General features: G+C 74.1%; 20 protein-coding genes. 8 read left to right on the top strand and 12 right to left on the bottom strand.

What is annotated here, in order from left to right; genetic code table 11:
• Genes ACGFIR_RS11780 through cofC form a run of 4 tightly spaced genes read right to left on the bottom strand, consistent with a single transcriptional unit; the run spans position 1 to position 4,271 of the window.
• On the bottom strand, positions 1–960 hold the full coding sequence (locus tag ACGFIR_RS11780) for an NUDIX domain-containing protein (protein ID WP_393004489.1): 960 nt from the start codon (positions 958–960) through the stop codon (positions 1–3).
• A 24-nt stretch (positions 961–984) separates the two neighbouring features.
• The gene (locus tag ACGFIR_RS11775) at positions 985–3,366 is read right to left on the bottom strand and encodes an RNA degradosome polyphosphate kinase (protein WP_393004487.1); all 2,382 of its coding nucleotides are present in this window, start codon (positions 3,364–3,366) and stop codon (positions 985–987) included.
• A gap of 53 nt (positions 3,367–3,419) precedes the next feature.
• Positions 3,420–3,617 carry a cold-shock protein gene (locus tag ACGFIR_RS11770; RefSeq protein ID WP_393004485.1) on the bottom strand — a complete coding sequence of 66 codons (198 nt, stop codon included), beginning with the start codon at positions 3,615–3,617 and terminating at the stop codon, positions 3,420–3,422.
• 21 nt (positions 3,618–3,638) lie between these two features.
• On the bottom strand, positions 3,639–4,271 hold the full coding sequence (gene cofC / locus ACGFIR_RS11765; RefSeq protein ID WP_393004483.1) for a 2-phospho-L-lactate guanylyltransferase: 633 nt from the start codon (positions 4,269–4,271) through the stop codon (positions 3,639–3,641).
• 128 nt (positions 4,272–4,399) lie between these two features.
• Between cofC and ACGFIR_RS11760 the strand changes: the two genes are divergently transcribed.
• Genes ACGFIR_RS11760 through ACGFIR_RS11745 form a run of 4 tightly spaced genes read left to right on the top strand, consistent with a single transcriptional unit; the run spans position 4,400 to position 8,121 of the window.
• Positions 4,400–5,137: a lysophospholipid acyltransferase family protein gene (locus tag ACGFIR_RS11760; protein ID WP_393004481.1), complete on the top strand. Its 738-nt coding sequence runs from the start codon at positions 4,400–4,402 to the stop codon at positions 5,135–5,137.
• On the top strand, positions 5,134–6,132 hold the full coding sequence (locus ACGFIR_RS11755) for an NAD(P)H-dependent glycerol-3-phosphate dehydrogenase (protein ID WP_393004479.1): 999 nt from the start codon (positions 5,134–5,136) through the stop codon (positions 6,130–6,132). The genes ACGFIR_RS11760 and ACGFIR_RS11755 overlap by 4 nt, the downstream gene beginning before the upstream one ends.
• A gap of 5 nt (positions 6,133–6,137) precedes the next feature.
• Positions 6,138–7,250 carry a cystathionine gamma-lyase gene (locus tag ACGFIR_RS11750; RefSeq protein WP_393004477.1) on the top strand — a complete coding sequence of 371 codons (1,113 nt, stop codon included), beginning with the start codon at positions 6,138–6,140 and terminating at the stop codon, positions 7,248–7,250.
• Positions 7,251–7,308: 58 nt separating this feature from the next.
• Entirely contained in the window at positions 7,309–8,121 is an 813-nt protein-coding gene (locus ACGFIR_RS11745) for a putative protein N(5)-glutamine methyltransferase (protein WP_393004475.1), read from the top strand.
• 216 nt (positions 8,122–8,337) lie between these two features.
• Here ACGFIR_RS11745 and ACGFIR_RS11740 read toward each other — a convergent pair whose 3' ends face one another.
• A complete protein-coding gene (locus ACGFIR_RS11740; protein ID WP_393004473.1) occupies positions 8,338–8,538 on the bottom strand; it encodes a DUF397 domain-containing protein in 201 nt (66 codons plus the stop codon).
• A gap of 3 nt (positions 8,539–8,541) precedes the next feature.
• Complete coding sequence (locus tag ACGFIR_RS11735) at positions 8,542–9,387, bottom strand: helix-turn-helix domain-containing protein (protein ID WP_393004471.1); 846 nt, start codon at positions 9,385–9,387, stop codon at positions 8,542–8,544.
• 281 nt (positions 9,388–9,668) lie between these two features.
• On the opposite strand from ACGFIR_RS11735, the gene ACGFIR_RS11730 reads away from it, so the two are divergent.
• On the top strand, positions 9,669–9,887 hold the full coding sequence (locus tag ACGFIR_RS11730) for a hypothetical protein (protein WP_393004469.1): 219 nt from the start codon (positions 9,669–9,671) through the stop codon (positions 9,885–9,887).
• A 109-nt stretch (positions 9,888–9,996) separates the two neighbouring features.
• On the opposite strand, the gene ACGFIR_RS11725 is transcribed toward ACGFIR_RS11730, so the two are convergent.
• A complete protein-coding gene (locus ACGFIR_RS11725) occupies positions 9,997–11,277 on the bottom strand; it encodes an AAA family ATPase (RefSeq protein WP_393004467.1) in 1,281 nt (426 codons plus the stop codon).
• Between the two features lie 261 nt (positions 11,278–11,538).
• On the opposite strand from ACGFIR_RS11725, the gene ACGFIR_RS11720 reads away from it, so the two are divergent.
• Positions 11,539–12,645 (top strand): D-alanine--D-alanine ligase family protein, encoded by a 1,107-nt coding sequence (locus tag ACGFIR_RS11720; protein WP_393004465.1) that lies wholly within the window; start codon positions 11,539–11,541, stop codon positions 12,643–12,645.
• A 131-nt stretch (positions 12,646–12,776) separates the two neighbouring features.
• Here ACGFIR_RS11720 and ACGFIR_RS11715 read toward each other — a convergent pair whose 3' ends face one another.
• The 5 genes from ACGFIR_RS11715 to ACGFIR_RS11695 form a co-directional block, all read right to left on the bottom strand.
• Positions 12,777–13,334, bottom strand: coding sequence for a TetR/AcrR family transcriptional regulator (locus ACGFIR_RS11715; protein ID WP_393004463.1), 558 nt, complete (start codon positions 13,332–13,334; stop codon positions 12,777–12,779).
• Positions 13,331–14,128, bottom strand: coding sequence for an ABC transporter permease (locus tag ACGFIR_RS11710; RefSeq protein ID WP_393004461.1), 798 nt, complete (start codon positions 14,126–14,128; stop codon positions 13,331–13,333). The genes ACGFIR_RS11715 and ACGFIR_RS11710 overlap by 4 nt, the downstream gene beginning before the upstream one ends.
• Before the next feature lie 34 nt (positions 14,129–14,162).
• Positions 14,163–15,089 carry an ATP-binding cassette domain-containing protein gene (locus ACGFIR_RS11705; protein WP_393004459.1) on the bottom strand — a complete coding sequence of 309 codons (927 nt, stop codon included), beginning with the start codon at positions 15,087–15,089 and terminating at the stop codon, positions 14,163–14,165.
• 259 nt (positions 15,090–15,348) lie between these two features.
• A complete protein-coding gene (locus ACGFIR_RS11700; RefSeq protein ID WP_393004457.1) occupies positions 15,349–15,963 on the bottom strand; it encodes a DUF3515 family protein in 615 nt (204 codons plus the stop codon).
• 24 nt (positions 15,964–15,987) lie between these two features.
• Positions 15,988–16,221, bottom strand: a complete 234-nt coding sequence (locus ACGFIR_RS11695) for an Lrp/AsnC ligand binding domain-containing protein (RefSeq protein ID WP_393004455.1) — start codon at positions 16,219–16,221, stop codon at positions 15,988–15,990.
• Positions 16,222–16,343: 122 nt separating this feature from the next.
• Between ACGFIR_RS11695 and ACGFIR_RS11690 the strand changes: the two genes are divergently transcribed.
• Together ACGFIR_RS11690 and ACGFIR_RS11685 are read left to right on the top strand one after the other, a co-directional pair.
• Positions 16,344–17,282: a thiamine-phosphate kinase gene (locus tag ACGFIR_RS11690; protein WP_393004453.1), complete on the top strand. Its 939-nt coding sequence runs from the start codon at positions 16,344–16,346 to the stop codon at positions 17,280–17,282.
• A 29-nt stretch (positions 17,283–17,311) separates the two neighbouring features.
• Positions 17,312–17,779 carry a GNAT family N-acetyltransferase gene (locus ACGFIR_RS11685; RefSeq protein WP_393004450.1) on the top strand — a complete coding sequence of 156 codons (468 nt, stop codon included), beginning with the start codon at positions 17,312–17,314 and terminating at the stop codon, positions 17,777–17,779.
• Positions 17,780–17,957: the final 178 nt, after the last annotated feature.

The raw sequence follows: 17,957 nt of genomic DNA, 5'->3' as shown, positions 1-17,957 counted from the left end.
TCAGAGACGGTCGAAGGCGAGCAGCCGGTCGCCGGCGAAGGCGAGCAGCCAGCCGCCGCCCTTCGGGGTGGTGAAGTCGTCCGGCAGCCCGCTGAGCCGGCCCAGGGCGCCCGGAATCACCTTGCCCTGGCTGCACACCCCCACCGGCTCTCCGGTCGCCGCCAGCGCGACCAGGCGGGCGGCGGCGGCCAACGCGCACTCGTCGGGCTGCTGACCGGGCCGCGGCTCGTCCAGGTCGCCGTCGACCTCGATCGGCAGGTCGAGCAGCGCCGCCGCCGGGTCGAGGGTCTGTACGCAGCGACGCGCCGAGGCCGACAGCAGGCGTACCGGGCGGACCAGCGCCACCAGCGGGGCGAGCGCGTGGGCCTGCGCCCAACCCCGGGCGTCGAGGGGCCGGCCGGTGTCCGGGCCCGACCAGGTGGCCCGCCTGCCGGCGTGGGCGTGCCGGACCAGCGCCACCGTCCCGGTGACCGTCGGCAGGGCCGCGAACGCGGCCAGCACCTCGGCGTCGTGCGGGTAGCTGACCAGCCGGACCGCCTCGTCCACGCCGAGCCAGCGCACGTCGTCGACCTCGGTGGCCGGCTGGAAGCCGCCTTCGGCCGCCGCCCGCATCGACCAGTAGTCGACCACCTTCGGGCGGCCCTCGCTGCGGTAGCGCACGGTGGGCAGCCGTACCTGCGGCACCGCCCGGACGTCGGTCTCCTCGGCCACCTCCCGCACGGCGGCGAGCAGCGGATGCTCGCCGGGCTCCAGCTTGCCCTTCGGCAGCGACCAGTCGTCGTAGCGGGGCCGGTGCACCACGCAGACCAGCACCCCGCCGGCCGCGCGCCCGCCGGCCGGCCCGGCGCCGTCGGCGGTACGCCACACGACCCCGCCCGCCGCCCGGATCGGGGCCGTCGCGTCCGGGCCCCCGGCCGGCCGGTCCCGACCGGAGCCGGGCGCGTCCCGCTCATCCAGCATCAGGTCAGCCTATGCGGGTACCGGTCAGCCCGCCGTGCCACCGACACGACGCAGCAGCAACTCCTGGAGGTGCACCGGCTCCTCGTCGGCGGTGCCCGTACGCCGGCTCCAGGTGCCGTCCGGCGCCAGCTCGAACGCGTCGACGTCGGGGCTCATCGCGGCGGTCAGCACGTGGTCCAGTTCGGCCCGGGCGACGGGGTCGCTCACCCGGACCAGCGCCTCGACGCGGCGGTCCAGGTTGCGGTGCATCAGGTCGGCCGAGCCCATCCAGAACTCGGCGTCGCCGTCGTTGCCGAACCGGAAGATGCGGGAGTGCTCCAGGAACCGCCCCAGGATCGAGCGGACCCGGATGTTCTCCGACAGGCCGGGCACCCCCGGCCGCAGCGTGCACATGCCCCGGATCACCAGGTCCACGTGGACGCCGGCCCGGGAGGCCCGGTAGAGCGCGTCCGTGACCTCCTCGTCGACCAGCGAGTTCACCTTGATCTGCACGAGGCCGGGCATGCCCAGCCGGACGTGCCTGATCTCCCGCTCGATCCGCTCGATCAGCCCACGGCGGATGCCCTGCGGCGCCACCAGCAGCCGGCGGTACGCGGTCTGCCGGCTGTAGCCGGTGAGCACGTTGAACAGGTCGGTCAGGTCGGCCCCGATCTCCGGGTCGGCGGTGAGCATGCCGAAGTCCTCGTAGAGCCGGGCGGTCTTCGGGTGGTAGTTGCCGGTGCCGATGTGGCAGTAGCGGCGGATCTGGTTGCCCTCCTGGCGTACCACCAGGGCGGTCTTGCAGTGCGTCTTGAGCCCGACCAGGCCGTAGACGACGTGGCAGCCGGCGCGCTCCAGCGTGCGCGCCCAGCCGATGTTGGCCACCTCGTCGAAGCGCGCCTTCAGCTCGACCAGCACGACCACCTGCTTGCCGGCCGCCGCCGCGTCGACCAGCGCGTCCACGATGGGGGAGTCGCCGCTGGTGCGGTAGAGGGTCTGCTTGATGGCCAGCACGTCCGGGTCGGCGGCGGCCTGCTCGATGAACCGCTGCACGCTGGTGGCGAACGAGTGGTACGGGTGGTGGACCAGGATGTCCCCGTCGCGCAGGGTCGCGAAGACGCTGCGCGGCACCTCGCCCTCGGTGAGCCGGGGATGGGTGGCCGGCACGAACGGCGAATCCTTCAGGTCCGGCCGGTCGGCCTCGTTGTAGAGCTGCCAGAGCGCGGAGAGGTCGAGCAGGCCGGGGACCCGCAGCACCTCCTGGTCGTGCATGTCCAACTCGCGGACGAGCAGTTCCAGTACGCGCTCGGAGATCGAGGCGGCCACCTCCAGCCGTACGGGCGGGCCGAACCGGCGCCGCGCCAGCTCCCGTTCCAGTGCCTGGAGCAGGTCCTCGTCGCGGTCCTCGTCGACCTCCACCTCGGCGTTGCGGGTGACCCGGAACAGGTGGCACTCGACCACCTGCATGCCGGAGAAGAGCTGCCCCAGGTGCACCGAGATCAGGTCCTCCACGGGCAGCATCCGCAGGCCCGGCAGGTCGCGGTGCACCCGTACGAAGCGGGGCACGTTGTTCGGCACCTTCACCCGGGCGAAGAACTCCGAGCCGCCGTCGGGATCGCGCACCGCCACCGCGAGGTTGAGCGAGCGCCCGGAGATGTACGGGAAGGGGTGCGCGGGGTCCACCGCGAGCGGGGTCAGCACCGGGAAGATCTGCTCCCGGAAGTAGGTGCGCAGCCGCTCCCGCTCGGGGTCGTCCAGGTCGCTCCAGCGCAGGATCCGGATCTCCTCGGCGGCGAGCTTCGGCAGCACGTCGTCGGTGAAGCAGGCCGAGTGCCGGGTGACCAGCGCGGCGGCCTTCTCGGCAACCAGTTCGAGCTGTGTACGCAGCGGCATCCGGTCCCCGCCGCGTACCGGCAGGCCGGCCTGGAGCCGGCGTTTCAGCCCGGCGACCCGGACCATGTAGAACTCGTCGAGGTTGCTGGCGAAGATGGCCAGGAACTTGGCCCGCTCCAGCAGCGGCGTGCGCGGGTCCTCGGCGAGGGCGAGCACCCGGGCGTTGAAGTCGAGCCAGGAGAGCTCCCGGTTGAGGAAGCGGTCCTCCGGCAGCGGCTCGGCCACCGGCGGCTCGTCGGTGAGGCCGGGCGCCTCGGCGGGTGGGCCGGGCACCTGGTCCAGCACCTCCTCCAGCCCGGCGGAGGCGGCAGCCGCGTCGGTCCCGGCGGCCTCCACCCCGGCAGCCCTGCCGGCTGTCTCCCCGGTGGTCCCGCCGGCCGCGTCCCCGGTGGTGCCGTCAACTGTGTCCCCGGGGTTTGCGCCGGGGACGGCGGCGTGGAAGCGGCCGTCGGCGCCCCGGGCCCGGGTGCCGTTGCGGGGTGCGGCCGGGTCGGTGTGCGGGCGGTTGGCGGGGTGCTTGCGAGGGGTGCTCACCTGCCCATAATCACCCGGATGCGGTTAACGCAAAATGAACTTCCGCCAGCCGCTCAGGCCATGGTCGGCAATGTCACCCGGACCACCCCGCCGGTCGCGTCGGTCTCGACGCGCAGCCGCTGGCCGAGGCGGAGCAGCCGCAGCCCGGAGGCGTCGAACGCGCGGGCCGGGAAGGCCAGCTCGGTGCCGTCGTCGAGGAGCAGCGTCCCGCTGCGGGTCGCCGCGTCGTAGGTGGCCACCGTGCCCTGCATGTCCCGCACGCTACACGCCCCTCAGGCCGGGCAGCCGGCGGCCAGCGCGGCCGTGCGGGGTCCGAGCCCGAGCAGGGCCGCCTCGGCCAGGTCGTCGGCGGTGTCCACGTCCCGCCGCAGGCTCGGCCACTCCCCGGTGAGGGCGAGCGCCCCGCTCGCGGCGTGCGCGGCGGCGGAGCCGACCCCGAAGCGGGGATCCAGGGGCACGCCCGGCGGCGCGGTCAACAGCACGGTGCCCTCGCCGGGGGCGTCGGCCACGTACCGGCGTACGCCGGGGGGTGCGGCCTGCGCCGCCCGCAGCGCCGCCGCCAACTCGGCGGGGCGCAGCGCGGGCAGGTCGGCGGTGAGCCCCGCCAGCCAGCCGTCGGCGGCGACCGACGCGCCGTGCCGGAAGGCGGCGTTCAGCCCGGCGCCGGGGGCGTCGGGCACCGCCCGGGCGCCCGCACGGTGCGCGACCTCGGCCACGCGGGCGTCGTCGGTGACGACGAACACCCCGGCGACCGCCGGGCAGGCCCGCACCGCGGCGACCGTGTCGGCGGCCAGGGCCAGCGCCAGCTCCTCGTGCGGTACGGCCGGCAGCGCCCCCCGCAGCCGGCTCTTCGCGGCGGCGAGGCGCTTCACCGGCACCACCACGGTCCACCTCGGCTGACTCACACCGCCATCCTGCCAGCCGGAGGGCGGTACCCTCTCTGGCCGGACCGGGGTCGAACAGGCATGATTTCCGCTGCGGGTGTCACCGGGTGCGGATCCGGTGCGGCGCGGGGCGGCACGAGGAGGCGTGGGTGACACGGCCGAGGCTGGGGTTCTGGCAATGGTTCGCCGTCGTGCTGGTCAAGCCGGTGCTGATCATGTGGACCCGGCGTACCTGGCGGGGGATGGAGCACCTGCGCGGCGACCGCGGCGTGATCATCGTGGCGAACCACATCTCGCACGCCGACCCGCTCGTCGCTGCGCACTTCATCTACGACTCCGGCCGCTGGCCGCAGTTCCTCGGCAAGGCGAGCGTGTTCCGGGTCCCGGTGATGGGCTGGATCCTGCACCGGTGCCGGCAGATCCCGGTCGAACGCGACACCGTGGACGCGGTGCGGTCGCTCGACCATCTCGTCGCCGCGCTCGACCGGGGCGGCGCGGTGGTGATCTACCCGGAGGGCACCATCACCCGCGAGCCGGACCTGTGGCCGATGAAGAGCAAGACCGGCGCGGCCCGGCTCGCGCTCGCCACCGGGGCGCCCGTGGTTCCGCTCGTCATGTGGGGCCCGGAGCGGATGTTCGACCCGCGTCGCTCCCGGCTCAACCCCCGCCCCCGCATCCCGGTGACCGTGGTCGCCGGACCCCCCGTCGACCTGGGCCCCTGGTCCGGGGCGACCCCGACGAGAGCCGTCCTCGAGGAGATGACCGACACCATCATGCTGCGCCTTCGTGACATGCTCGCCGAGATCCGGGGCGGCACCCCGCCACCACTGTGGGAACGCACTGCCCGCCCCGCCGGCGAGCGACGGCGCCCGGGGGCGACGGCGTGAGCGGCCACGTCGCGGTGCTGGGGGCCGGGTCGTGGGGCACCGCGTTCGCCAAGATCCTGGCCGACGCCGGCCGGGACGTCTCCGTCTGGGCCCGTCGGCAGGAGATCGCCGACACCATCCGCGCCGAGCGGCGCAACCCGGAGTACCTGCCGGACGTGCTGCTGCCGTCCCGGGTCACGGCGACGGGGGACGCCGCCGAGGCGATCACCGGGGCGGAGCTGGTGGTGCTGGCCGTACCGTCGCAGACGCTGCGCGGCAACCTGGCCGGGTGGACCCCGCACCTGCACCCGGACGCCACCCTGGTGTCGCTGATGAAGGGCATCGAGCTGGGCACCACCAGGCGGATGAGCGAGGTGATCGTGGAGACCACCGGCGTGGCGGCGGACCGGGTGGTGGTGGTCTCCGGCCCCAACCTGGCCCCGGAGATCGCCGCCGAGCAGCCCGCCGCCACCGTGGTCGCCTGCACCGACGCCGACCGGGCCACGCAGGTGCAGCGCTCCATCACCACGCCCTACTTCCGGCCGTACACCAACGACGACGTCATCGGCTGTGAGCTGGGCGGCGCGGTGAAGAACGTCATCGCCCTGGCGTACGGCATCGCGGTGGCGATGGGCTTCGGCGACAACACCCGGGCCATGATCGTCACCCGGGGGCTGGCCGAGACGGCCCGGCTCGGGGTGGCCCTGGGCGCCGATCCGCTCACCTTCGCCGGCCTGGCCGGGATGGGCGACCTCGTCGCCTCCTGCTCGTCGCCGCTGGCCCGCAACCGCACCTTCGGCGAGCACCTGGGCCGGGGCGCGACCCTGGAGGAGGCCCGCATCGCCACCCGGCAGACCGCCGAGGGCGTCAAGAGCGCGTTGGCCCTGCGCGACCTGGCCCGGGCGCACGCGGTGGAGATGCCGATCACCGAGCAGGTCGAGCTGGTCTGCCACGAGGGCATGGACCCGCGGCTCGCCGTCGGGGCCCTGATGAGCCGCACCACCAAACCGGAGTGAGGGACATGGCCGAACACCAGGACGGCACCCGCTGCGTCCACGCCGGTCTGCCCGCGCCGGCCCCCGGCCAGCCGTTCCTGCCCGGGCCGGTGTTCGCGGCGCCGTACCACCTGGACCCGTGGGCGGGGCCGGCGGCGGCACGCGACGGCTACGGCCGGCCGGACAACCCCACCCGGCGGCTGCTGGAGGCGGCGGTCGGGGAACTGGAGGGCGGCGACTGCCGGGTCTTCGCCAGCGGGCAGGCCGCGATCACGGGGCTGCTGCTGACGGTGCTGAGGCCGGGCGACACCGTCGTGCTCCCGTCGGACGGATACTTCTCCGTCCGCGCCTTCGCCGCCGACACGCTGGAGGGCATCGGCGTACGGGTGCTCCTCGCCCCGACCGAGGGCCCGCACCCGGACTTCGACGGCGTACGCCTGGTGCTGCTGGAGACCCCGGCCAACCCCGGCCTGGACGTCGCCGACGTGGCGGCGCTGGCCGCCCGGGCACACGCCGCCGGTGCCCTGGTCGCCGTCGACAACACCACGGCCACGCCGCTCGGGCAGCGTCCGCTCGACCTGGGCGCCGACGTCGTGGTGGCCTCCGGGACCAAGGCCCTGACGGGGCACTCCGACCTGCTGATCGGCTACGTCGCGACCCGCTCGCCCGAGCTGCGGGACGCGGTCACCGCCTGGCGGGACGCCACCGGGGCGGTGCCCGGCGCGTTCGACGCCTGGCTCGCGCACCGCTCGCTGGCCACCCTGGACCTGCGGCTGGGCCGGCAGACGGCGAACGCGCAGGCCCTCGCCGAGCTGCTCGCGGCGCGGGACGACGTGACCGGGGTGCGCTGGCCGGGGCTGCCCGGCGACCCGGCGTACCCGGTGGCGTCGGTGCAGATGCGGCGGATCCCCGGGGTGCTCTGCTTCGACCTCGGCGACGCCGACCGGGTGGCGCGGTTCCTCGACGCGGCCCGGCTGGTGGCCGCGGCCACCTCCTTCGGTGGCCTGCACACCACCGCCGACCGGCGGGCCCAGTGGGGCGACGACACCCCGCCCGGCTTCGTCCGGCTCTCCTGCGGGATCGAGGACCCCGTCGACCTGGTCGCCGACGTGGCCGCCGCGCTGGACGCGAGCCGCTGAGCGCGGCGGCTGACGCCCCCGGCCCGGGGGCGTGGACGAGGCGCCCCGGAGGCTCCCGGTGACCGTCTCCTCCCACGGCCCCGACCGGCCCGCCTACCGCCCCGACCGGGCCGCGCTGGTGCACCGGCTGCGCGCCGCCGGCTGCGTCTACGCCGAGGACGAGGCGGAGCTGCTGATCGCCGCCGCCGACTCGGTCGAGGCGCTGGCGGGCCTCGTCGACCGCCGGGTCGCCGGGGCGCCGCTGGAGTACGTGCTCGGCTGGGCGGAGTTCTGCGGCGAACGGATCGCCGTCGACCCCGGCGTGTTCGTGCCGCGCGCGCGTACCGCCCTGCTGGTCGACGCCGCCGTCGCGGTGACCGGGCCGGCGGCGGCCGTGGTGGACCTGTGTTGCGGCTCCGGCGCGACCACCGTGGCGCTGGCCCGCAGGCTCGCGCCACGCTGGCTGGCCGCCGCCGACGTGGACCCCGCCGCCGTGGCCTGCGCCCGGCGCAACCTCGCCCCGCTGGCCGTCCCGGTCTTCGAGGGCGACCTGTACGACCCGCTGCCGGTGCGCTGGCGGGGGCGGCTGGACCTGGTGCTGGCCAACGCCCCGTACGTGCCGACGGCGGCGGTGGCGTTGATGCCGCCGGAGGCCCGGCTGCACGAGGCGCCGGTGGCCCTCGACGGTGGGCCGGACGGGCTGACGGTGCTGCGCCGCGTGGCCGAGGGCGCGGCGCGCTGGCTGGCCCCGGGCGGGCACCTGGTGGTGGAGGCGGGACAGGCACAGGTGGACGCCCTGTGCGCCGCGCTGACCGCCGTGGGCCTGCATCCCACGGTGAGCCACGACGACGAGCGGGACGCCACCGCCGTCACGGCCCGCCGTCCGCGCTGAGCCCGGCTCCGCCGTGCCGCCGATCCGGCCGCTGACCCACTCGCCTTTCCGGCGGGCCGAGCCACTCGTCTTTCCGGCGGGCCGAGCCCACCTGCCTTTCCGGCGCGCTGACCCGCCGGGCGACGGCCCCACCGGCTCCCAACGGTGGGACCGCCGCCGGCAGGGCGCCGGCGCGACGTGGTCAGCGGGCGCGCCGGCGCCTCTTCGGAGGGAGGGTCAGTGGCCGGGCGGCGCCCCGACGAAGGCGGCCCAGGCGGTCGGCGGGAAGAGCAGGGCGGGGCCGGACGGGTCCTTCGAGTCGCGTACGGCGACCGTCCCCGGAAGCACCGCCATCTCCACGCACGCCCCCTCGTCGCCGCTGCGGCTGCTCTTGCGCCACCGCGCCACGGCCAGCGCCGCGCTGATCGTCGGTGTCATGTCCTACCGTCCCTTCAGGAGTTGAACGAGCTGGTCGCGGCTGTCCGCCGGGCTGAGCGCGACGGTCCGCAGGTGCTCCATGATCTTGGTGCAGGTACGCAGGTCGCCCGGCCGGTCGAGGACCATCTGCCCGGCCACCGTCTCGACCGAGGCGATGATCGGGTCCTCCGGATCTGCGAACTCCAGGATGTGCAGCGAGCCCCTGGTGCCCCGGTGGTAGCCGGCGGCGAGCGGGATCACCTGGACCGTGATGTTGGGCAGCTCGCCCATCTTGACCAGGTGGTGCAGCTGCGACTCCATCACCGACCGGTCGCCGACGGGCCGCAGCAGCGCGCCCTCGTCGATGATGGCGTCCAGGATCGGGGGCTGGTCGCTGATGAGCCGCTCCTGCCGGTCCAACCGGAGCTGGACGCGTTGCTCCACCTCGTCGTCGCTGAGGGTGTGCGGGCCGCCCCGCATCACGCCCCGGATGTAGTCGGCGGTCTGCAACAGACCCGGCACCACCGACGGTTCGAAGTTGGCGATCCCGGTCGCCTCCGCCTCCAGGGCGATGAAGTCGATGGTGCGCCGGTCCAGCAGGTACGAGTAGGACACCCACCAGCCGGGCTTGCGCGCGTCCTTGGCCAGCTGCACGGCGGCGGCCACCTCGTCGGCGCCCACCCGGTAGAGGGTGAGCAGGGCGCGCACGGTGGCGGGGCTGACCAGCGTCTGCGCGTTCTCGTAGCGGGACAGGGTGCTGCGGGTGCTGCTGATCTCGTCCGCCGCCGCCTCCAGCGTGAGGCCGGCGGCTTCCCGGTGGGTACGCAGCGCGATGCCCAGTCGCCGGGCACGGGCGGTCTTGGGAGCCATGCATCGATCGTCGCACATCTTGCCGGGAAGGTGTAGATGAGAGAACGCCGATGAGAGTTGCATTCATGGCTGTGGACATGTCAGTCTGTCATCGCGTCCTCACCGCCGGTTGTCGTGGCGACGGTGGTGGTGAGTGACCGGAGGGGATGGGGCGCGCGGTGATCGGGTTTCTCCCCCGTACCCGATCGCCGCGTGCCACGCCCTCCGTGGCCCGCCAGCCGGAAGGGATTCGACGTGCGTACTGCCCGACAGGCCCGCGCCGACCGCGCCGGCGGGCACCGATGACGCGGTTCCTGGTGGTGCTCACCGATGTGCGACCGGCCGAGGGCACCGGCCGCGACGAACGCAATTGTCCCGAGCGACGTCGTCAGGTGGTCGGGGCGAGCAGCCGGGAGGCGGCCGACCGGATCGCGGGCGCGTTCATGGCGCTGGGCATGGTGCGGGCCGGCCGGCAGCGGGTCAAGGTGATCGCCATCGGCCGGCGGCACGCGCGCGGCTGACCCCCGGTGCGTGCGTTCGCCGGAGCGGCCCCGCCGGGCGGAAGACCATCCGGCAGGCGGCCCGGCCCGGCGGGAGGCGCGGCCCGGCGCCCCGCCGGGCCGTCCGGCGTCACAGCATCCTGCGCCCCTTCAGATAGGCGACCAGGTCGTCGTAGGTGCCCCCCTCGTTGGCGAACATCGCCACGTTGCGGGCGGTGGCCATCCACGGCTTCGTCGACGGCCGGACCTCCTTGACCGCCCGCTCCAGGTCCCGCTGCTCGATCATGCGCACCTCGCCGGTGCGTACCGAGTCGGCCATCGCGAACTCGGCGGCCGTCTCGCAGAGGTGGGCCAGGTCGGCGCCCGAGTAGTCCTCCGTGGCCGCGACGATCTTCCGCAGGTCGATCCCCGCGATGGGCCGCTCCCGCAGGTGGTACTCCAGGATGGACCGGCGCGCCTCGGCGTCCGGCGGCAGCACCAGCACCACCCGGTCCAGCCGCCCGGGCCGGCGCAGCGCCGGGTCCACGTCCCACGGCGTGTTGGTGGCGGCCAGCACGAAGACCCCCTCGTTGCTGCCCTCCATGCCGTCCAGTTCGGCCAGCAACTGGTTGCCCAGCGTCCGCATCGAGCTGGAGTTGGTCTGTGAGCGCTTGTGCCCCAGCGCGTCGACCTCGTCGAGGAAGAGCACGCAGGGGGCGTTGCGGCGGGCCGCCTGGAACAGCTCGTGCAGGTTGCGCTCCGAGTTGCCCAGCCACATGTCGAGCACGTCCACGATGGACAACGAGAGGAACTTCGCGCCCATCTCGCCGGCGACCGCCCGGGCCAGGAACGTCTTGCCGCAGCCGGGCGGGCCGTAGAGCATCAGGCCGCCGCGCAGGCTCTTGCCGTACATCTTGCGCAGTTGCGGGTTGCGCAGCGGGCCGAGGAAGGCCAACTCCAGCCGCTCCTTGACCGCCGACATGCCGCCCACGTCGGCCAGCCGGACGCCGGAGGTCTCCACGTCGTACACCCGGTCGGAGTCGCCGGTGACCGACTCCGGCTCGTCGCCGGCGCGGGCGAAGCGCGGCGGCACCACGTCCGCCAGTTCCTGCTCGTAGGCCGCGAGCGGATCCTGGTCGGCGGTCGCGGCCGGACCGTCGGCCGGGGCCGGGCGTCGCGTCGGCGGCTGCGGGTCCGTCGGGGGCGGCGTCGACGCCGGCGGCGGTACGGAGCCACCCAGCGCCCGCTGCATCAACGCCTGCGCCTGCGCGTTGCCCGGATCCCGGGCGAGTGCCTGCCCGACCTGTGCGATCGCCTCCCCGGCCCGGCCGGCGTCCAGCAGCAGTCCGGCGAGGTGCACGCGCAGCGGCAGGTCGTCGGGGCGGGCGTCCAGGGCCGCCAACAGGGACTCGATGAGGGGATCAGCGCTCATAGGACGTGCAGCGTAGTGGGCACCGGGTGCCGTCACCGTCCCGGATTCCGCGCCGGCGGCGGGGCCGGTCCCGCGGCTGCCTCCGCCGGACCGGCGGCTACCGTGGCCGTACGGGCGGTTACGCAACGTATATCCTTTGTTGACCGATTGCCGTGTCGTCCGGCGGTCCCCGGGTATCGGCAGCCGGCACCCGCCACGCACAGTAAGGTCAACCGCGTGAGCGACCCGACCGGAGCAGTCGCGTACGAACGAGGTGACGCAGTGACCACCCCAGGCAGGACCCGCGTGGCGATCGTCTTCGGCGGCCGCAGCCCGGAGCACGGCATCTCCTGCGTCAGCGCCGGCAGCGTGCTCGGCGCACTCGACCCGGACGAGTTCGAGGTGGTGCCGGTGGGCATCACCCGCGCCGGCCAGTGGGTGCTGACCAGCGGCGACCCCGCCCAGCTGGCGATCACCGCGCGTCGCCTGCCGGAGATCACCGCCGAGTCCGGCACCGACATCGTGCTGCGCGCCGACCCGACCGGCAACGGGCTCATGGTGTTCCACCCCACCGAGGGCCCCCGGGCGCTCGCCGACGTCGACGTGGTCTTCCCGGTGCTGCACGGCGCCTACGGCGAGGACGGCACCATCCAGGGCATGCTGGAGATGGCCGGCATCCCGTACGTCGGCGCGAACGTCTTCGCCTCCGCCGCCGCCATGGACAAGGAGTTCACCAAGAAGCTCTGCGTCGCCGAGGGCATCCCGGTGGGGCCCTACGCGGTGCTGCGCAACGGGATGACGCTGAGCGAGGCGGAGAAGGAACGGCTCGGGCTGCCGGTCTTCGTCAAGCCGTCCCGGGCCGGCTCGTCGTTCGGCATCACCAGGGTCACCGACTGGGCGGACCTGGACGCCGCCGTCGCCACGGCCCGCCAGATCGACCCGAAGGTGCTCGTCGAGGGGGCGGTCGTCGGCCGCGAGATCGAGTGCGGTGTGCTGGAGGGCGAGGCCGGCGGCGCGCCGGAGGCGTCGGTGCTCGCCGAGGTCCGGGTCGTCGGCGACTACGACTTCTACGACTTCGAGGCGAAGTACATCGACGCCGAGGGTGCCTGCGAGTACGACATTCCCGCCGGCCTGCCCGAGCGGGTGACCCGCCAGATCCAGGAGTACGCCGCCCGCGCCTTCACCGCGCTCGACTGCGCCGGCCTGGCCCGGGTCGACTTCTTCGTCACCCCGGAGCTGGACGTCTACCTCAACGAGATCAACACGATGCCGGGCTTCACGCCGACGTCGATGTTCCCCCGGATGTGGGCGGCGTCGGGGCTGGAGTACCCGAAGCTCGTCAACCGCCTCATCCGTACCGCCCTGCACCGCGGCACCGGCCTGCACTGACCGTGCGGCAGGGCCGGTCCGAAGGTGCTGGGCTGGCCCAGCCGCCCACCACCCGGGTCGGCAGGCCGGCCAGCCGGCCCGTCCCTCACCGGCCAGCCGGTCCGTCCCTCAGCGGCCAGCCGGTCCGTTCCTCAGCGGGGCCGGGCGCCGTTCAGGAACAGGGCGACGACCTGGGCCGCTCCGTCCGGCGTCTTCGTGTCGGTCGCGCGGGCGAGATGCAGGAAGGCGTTCGTGAGGAACCAGGGATCCCCTGAGACGTCTCCTGCCTCGACCGCACGGGCGAAGAGCGCGACGACGGGATCGAGTACGCCACGCACGTACCGGCGCGACACGTCCGTTCTCGTCTCCTCCGAGACGTGGTCGAGCGCGTCGTAGATGCGCTGCTCGAACGAGATGGTGTGGGTGGAGTGCTCCGCCGAGACGACCGCGAGCGCTCGCAACCTGTCCTCCGTCGGCCCTTCCATCGAGAGCGCCGCGGTCATGCGGCTGTGGAGCTGCTCGACGAATCTCACCGCGACGGCCGCGTACAGCTCTTCCTTGCCGCCCGGGAAGTGGTGATAGATGGACGGCTTCTGGATGCCGACCGTCCGCGCGACGCCGAGCAGCGAGATCCCTGGATAGCCGGTGGCCGCCAGTTGCTCGCCGAATGCATCCATGATCCGCGCGCGGGTGTCCGCGGTGGGGCTCATCGGTTCCTCCGCGCGTGGTCGAGGGCGAGGGCGCATGCGGCGGCCCCGGTGCCGACCAGCGTAGCGAGGACGGCGAGAGCGACTGGCGGGGCCGGGAGCGCGGCGCCGCTCGCGACCGTACGGGCCGCCTCGACGATGTAGGTGAGCGGATTGAAGGTCGCGATCGCACGCATCCATCCGGCGAGCTCGTCCACCGGAGCGAACACCCCGGTGAAGAAGGACAGCCCGAACACGCCCAGGGTGACGAGATTGGTGCTCGCTGCCGACGCGGTGCGGATCGCCACCGCGATGCTGAGCAGAGCGACACCCAACCCGAGCGCCAGCAGGAGGAGGATCATCGCAGCCGTGCCGGACCAGCTCTGCGGCCGGTAGCCGATGAGCGCGGCCCCGGCGATCGTGACGACCATCTGGATGGTGACGGCGACGAGGGCCGCGACGACGGCGCCGACGAGGAACGGGGCGGATGTGCCGTGCGCCAGGCGGAGCCGATCGAGGTATCCGCTGGTGACATCCCCGAGGACGAGTGTGCCTGCGGCGCCCGCGCCCGTGGCGACGCCGGTGAGCAGGATCAGCGGGAGCAGGAACGAGATGAAGCTGCCGCCCGCGAGATAGTTGCTGCCGACGGTGCCGAGCTGCCCGGAGTAGACCAGCAGGAAGAACAGCGACTGTGCGACCGGGGCGACCAGCAGGGCCGGAGAGCGCAGGACGACCCGGGTGGAGCGGCGGATCGCGGCGACGGTGACCGGGATCGCGGCGCTGCGCGCGGGGGCGAGCGGGACGGCGGGGAGTGCCACGATGGTGTCCTTCCGGAGAGTCGTGTGGTTCGGGTCAGCGAGCGGCGAGTGCCATGAAGACATCGTCAAGTGAGGGTTCGCTCAGGCGGAGTTCGCTCACCCCACCCGCGACCCGGCCGATGTCGTCGAGCGCGACTTTCAGCGCACCCGGGGTGTCGGGAAGCGCGAGGCGTACCGTGTGCGGCTCGTCGGGTGCGGCGCGGAACGGGGCTTGCGAGGTGCGGAGCAGCCTCCGCGCGGTGTCCGCGTCTGCCAGCGCCAGGGTCAGGGTGCGTTCCCCCACGCGTTGCTTGAGCGACCCGGGGGAACCCTGCGCGGCGACCGTGCCGTCGCGGAGCACCACGATGTCGGTGGCGAGGACGTCCGCCTCGTGGAGATCCTGAGTCGAGACCAGGAGGGTTCTCCCGTCCTGGTTGAGTCGCTTGAGCTCGTGCCAGAAGTCGAGGCGGCTGAGCGGATCGAGACCTGTCGTCGGTTCGTCGAGGATCACGACGGGTGGCTCCGCCACGAGAGCCACGGCGAGGTCGACCTTGCGTCGGGTTCCCCCGGACAGTTTCGAGATCCGCGTCTCGCCATGCTCCCCGAGGCCGAAGAGATCGAGGAGTTCCCGTGCCCGGCGAGTGGCGTCGCGGCGGCCGAGCCCGAGCGCGGCAGCCTGGAAGGCAAGCACCTCGGCCGGGGTGGCGAGGGGGTCCAGGGCGTTGGACTGCGGGGTGAGGCCGATCAGCCGGCGCGCTTCGCGGGCCCGGGTGACCACGTCGTGCCCCTCGACGGTCACCGTGCCGGAGGTCGGGGCGCGCAGCGTGGCGATGATCTCCAGAAGCGTGGACTTGCCGGCGCCGTTGTGGCCGAGCACCACCGTGCGGCTGCCGCGTCCGATCGTCAGCGAGAGGTGGTGCAGCGCGTGGCGGGCTCCGTAGGACTTTGTCAGGTCGGTGACGCTGACGGCGGGAGAGGTCATGCCATCAACCTACCTACCGATAGGTCGGTTCGCCAACCCGGAACGCTGGCGCCGGGCTCAGCAGACCGGTCCGCGTGGCCAACCGGGCCCACGAACGCGCCGGACACCCTGCCTTCCGGCAGGCGTTCAGGAGGGGGCCTCTCCGCCGTGCGGCGGCCGCCAGCGCGGGCGGGACGGGTGGCGACGCCCACCGCGGCGAGAACGGATCCTCGCCCTCGTCCCGATCCGGCCTGCCCGTGGCGGGCGGGGCCGGGGAGGGTCAGTTGCGGCAGCCGCTCGGGGCGTCGCCGCCGGAGGGCACCGATGCCACCACCGTGTCGGAGATCAGGGGGAGCCACTTGGCCGGCGGCTGGTAGGCGCCCGGCACCCGGACGGTCACCGTGGTCTCCCGGTCCAGCGTGCTGAAGACGGTGACGTCGGTCGCCTGCGTGGGATGCCAGCAGACGCCGTTGACGATGAGCAGTTCGTCCGTCTCGCCGACGGCTGGTTCGGTGCCGCCGCAGGCCACGGTGACCGCCGGGTCGCCGTACGCGGCGTTCTGCTCGGGGCCGGCGGTGACCGGGCGCTGCGCCAGGTCGCCGACGGTCGGTGGCAGCTGGGAGAGCAGGGCGCGGCAGACCGTGGCGGGCCGCTCGGCCAGCGCCGGCGCGGCCATCTCGACCGGGGCGGTGGACTGCGGGCCGGCGACGGTGGCGCTCGGCGAGGCGGCCGGCTCGGCCTGCTCGTCGGGGGAGAACTGGGCGAACGCGAGGCCGCCCACCAGCAGGGTGACCGGCAGCGCGACGAGCGTCGCGATCAGGGCGGCGCTGCGGGTCGTACGGTCGGGGGCCGGCCGGTCGGTGGCGGCCCCGTCCGGCTGGACGGAATCGGTCACGGGAGTGTCAGTCGTCTTGTCCACTTACAGGCGCACCACCGAACACGTGAGGGTGCGGGTGATGCCGGGTATCATCTGCACCTTGCTGACGATGAGCTTGCCGAGTTCGTCGACGGTGTTGGCTTCGGTGAGCACGACCACGTCGTACGGCCCGGTGACGGCGTCGACGCGTACCACGCCGGCAAGATCCGAGATGAGGCCGGCCACGTCACGCGCCCGGCCGACCTCCGTCTGGATGAGGATGTACGCCTGTACCACGAGTCGACCTCCGTCCGTCGCCGCCTCCGAGCGGCCCGAAGGGAGAAAGTACCTTACGGACCAGGTCTGATCCCTATCGGTGGTCGAGGAGAAGCGGTGAGCGAGCGCGGCGGAGGACCGGCATGAGTGTCGCGGGGATCGGCGAGTTCGGCCTGATCGACCGGGTGACCGCCCGGTTGTCGTACGGATCGACCGTGCTGCTCGGTCCCGGGGACGACGCGGCGGTGGTGGCCGCCCCCGACACCCGGGTCGTGGCCTCGACCGACGTGCTGGTGGAGGGGCGGCACTTCCGGCGGGACTGGTCCGGCGCGGGTGACGTCGGCCACCGGGCGGCGGCGGCCAACCTGGCCGACATCGCGGCCATGGGGGCGCAGCCCACCGCGCTGCTCGTCGCGCTCTGCATGCCGCCGGAGCTGGACCCGGGGTGGGCCGAGGAACTCGCCGACGGGCTGGCCGCCGAGGCGGCGAAGGTCGGCGCGAGCGTGGTGGGCGGGGACATGTCGGCTAGCCCAACGCTGACGATCGCGGTCACCGCGCTGGGCGACCTCGGCGGCCGGCCCCCGGTGACGCGCTCCGGCGCGCGGCCGGGGGACGTGCTGGCCCTGGCCGGGCGCACCGGGTACGCGGCGGCCGGGCTGACCGTGCTCTCCCGGGGCTTCCGCACGCCCCGGCTGCTGGTGGAGGCGTACCGGCGGCCCGAGGTGCCCTATCCGGCGGGGCCGCACGCCGCCCGGCTCGGCGCCACCTCCATGATCGACGTCTCGGACGGGCTGCTCGCCGACGTCGGGCACGTGGCGAGGGCCAGCGGGGTCGCCGTGGACGTGCGCCGGGACGCCTTCGAGGTGCCCCGGCAGATGCGCGACGCCGCCCAGGCGCTCGGCGTCGACCCGTACACCTGGCTCCTCGCCGGTGGCGAGGACCACGCGCTGGCCGCGACCTTCCCGTCGGCGGTGGCGCTGCCGCCCGACTGGCGGCCCATCGGGCGTGTCACGGAGGGCTCGGGCGTCACCGTCGACGGGGAGCCGTACGACGGACCCGGCGGCTGGGACCACTTCCGGTAAGGCGTGATCGTCGTCGTACCCTTTACTTCGTGAGTCAGATCGAGATTCGGGCCGAGCGCTTCGGCTCGCCGGTGGCGCAGCGGCTGATCCGCGCCGCAATGGCCGAACTCGGCGCCCGCTACGGCGGCAGCGGCGACGACACCCCGGTCGACCCGGGCGAGTTCGAGCCGCCCGCCGGGGCCTTCCTCGTCGCCCACCTCGGCGGCGAGCCGGTCGGCTGCGGCGGCTGGCGCAGCCACGGTGACGAGGGCGACACCGCCGAGCTGAAGCGGATGTACACCGCACCGGAGGCCCGGGGCCGGGGCGTGGCCCGGGCGGTGCTGGCGGCGGTGGAGCGCTCCGCGCGGGAGCACGGGCGCAAGCGGATCGTCCTGGAGTGCGGCGACAAGCAGCCCGAGGCCATCGCCATGTACACGGCGGCCGGCTACGAGCGGATCCCCAACTTCGGCTACTACCGCGACGCCCCCGGCTGCATCTCCTTCGCCCGGACGCTCTGACGGCTCTCCGGGCGCTCTGACCCGTCACCGGGCCCGCTCGACCAGCGTACGGCGGCAGGCGCGTGCCGGCTCCGACCGGTCGCCGGGCGCCGCGACCCGGCTCCGACCCGTCGTCGGGAGGCCGCGATCCGGCGACCGCTCGCCCGTCGCCGGGACGCCGAGGCGTCGGTCGGCGGAC

Origin of the sequence: Micromonospora sp. NPDC049051, assembly GCF_043197575.1 — a bacterium.
Classification (GTDB): domain Bacteria; phylum Actinomycetota; class Actinomycetes; order Mycobacteriales; family Micromonosporaceae; genus Micromonospora.
This window is presented reverse-complemented; position numbering and strand designations above follow the sequence as displayed.

Coding starts and splice junctions, on each gene's coding strand:
- ACGFIR_RS11780 (WP_393004489.1), bottom strand. CDS start 960: ATGCTGGATGAGCGGGACGCGCCCGGCTCCGGTCGGGACCGGCCGGCC.
- ACGFIR_RS11770 (WP_393004485.1), bottom strand. CDS start 3,617: ATGCAGGGCACGGTGGCCACCTACGACGCGGCGACCCGCAGCGGGACG.
- ACGFIR_RS11750 (WP_393004477.1), top strand. CDS start 6,138: ATGGCCGAACACCAGGACGGCACCCGCTGCGTCCACGCCGGTCTGCCC.
- ACGFIR_RS11740 (WP_393004473.1), bottom strand. CDS start 8,538: ATGACACCGACGATCAGCGCGGCGCTGGCCGTGGCGCGGTGGCGCAAG.
- ACGFIR_RS11735 (WP_393004471.1), bottom strand. CDS start 9,387: ATGGCTCCCAAGACCGCCCGTGCCCGGCGACTGGGCATCGCGCTGCGT.
- ACGFIR_RS11730 (WP_393004469.1), top strand. CDS start 9,669: ATGACGCGGTTCCTGGTGGTGCTCACCGATGTGCGACCGGCCGAGGGC.
- ACGFIR_RS11725 (WP_393004467.1), bottom strand. CDS start 11,277: ATGAGCGCTGATCCCCTCATCGAGTCCCTGTTGGCGGCCCTGGACGCC.
- ACGFIR_RS11715 (WP_393004463.1), bottom strand. CDS start 13,334: ATGAGCCCCACCGCGGACACCCGCGCGCGGATCATGGATGCATTCGGC.
- ACGFIR_RS11705 (WP_393004459.1), bottom strand. CDS start 15,089: ATGACCTCTCCCGCCGTCAGCGTCACCGACCTGACAAAGTCCTACGGA.
- ACGFIR_RS11690 (WP_393004453.1), top strand. CDS start 16,344: ATGAGTGTCGCGGGGATCGGCGAGTTCGGCCTGATCGACCGGGTGACC.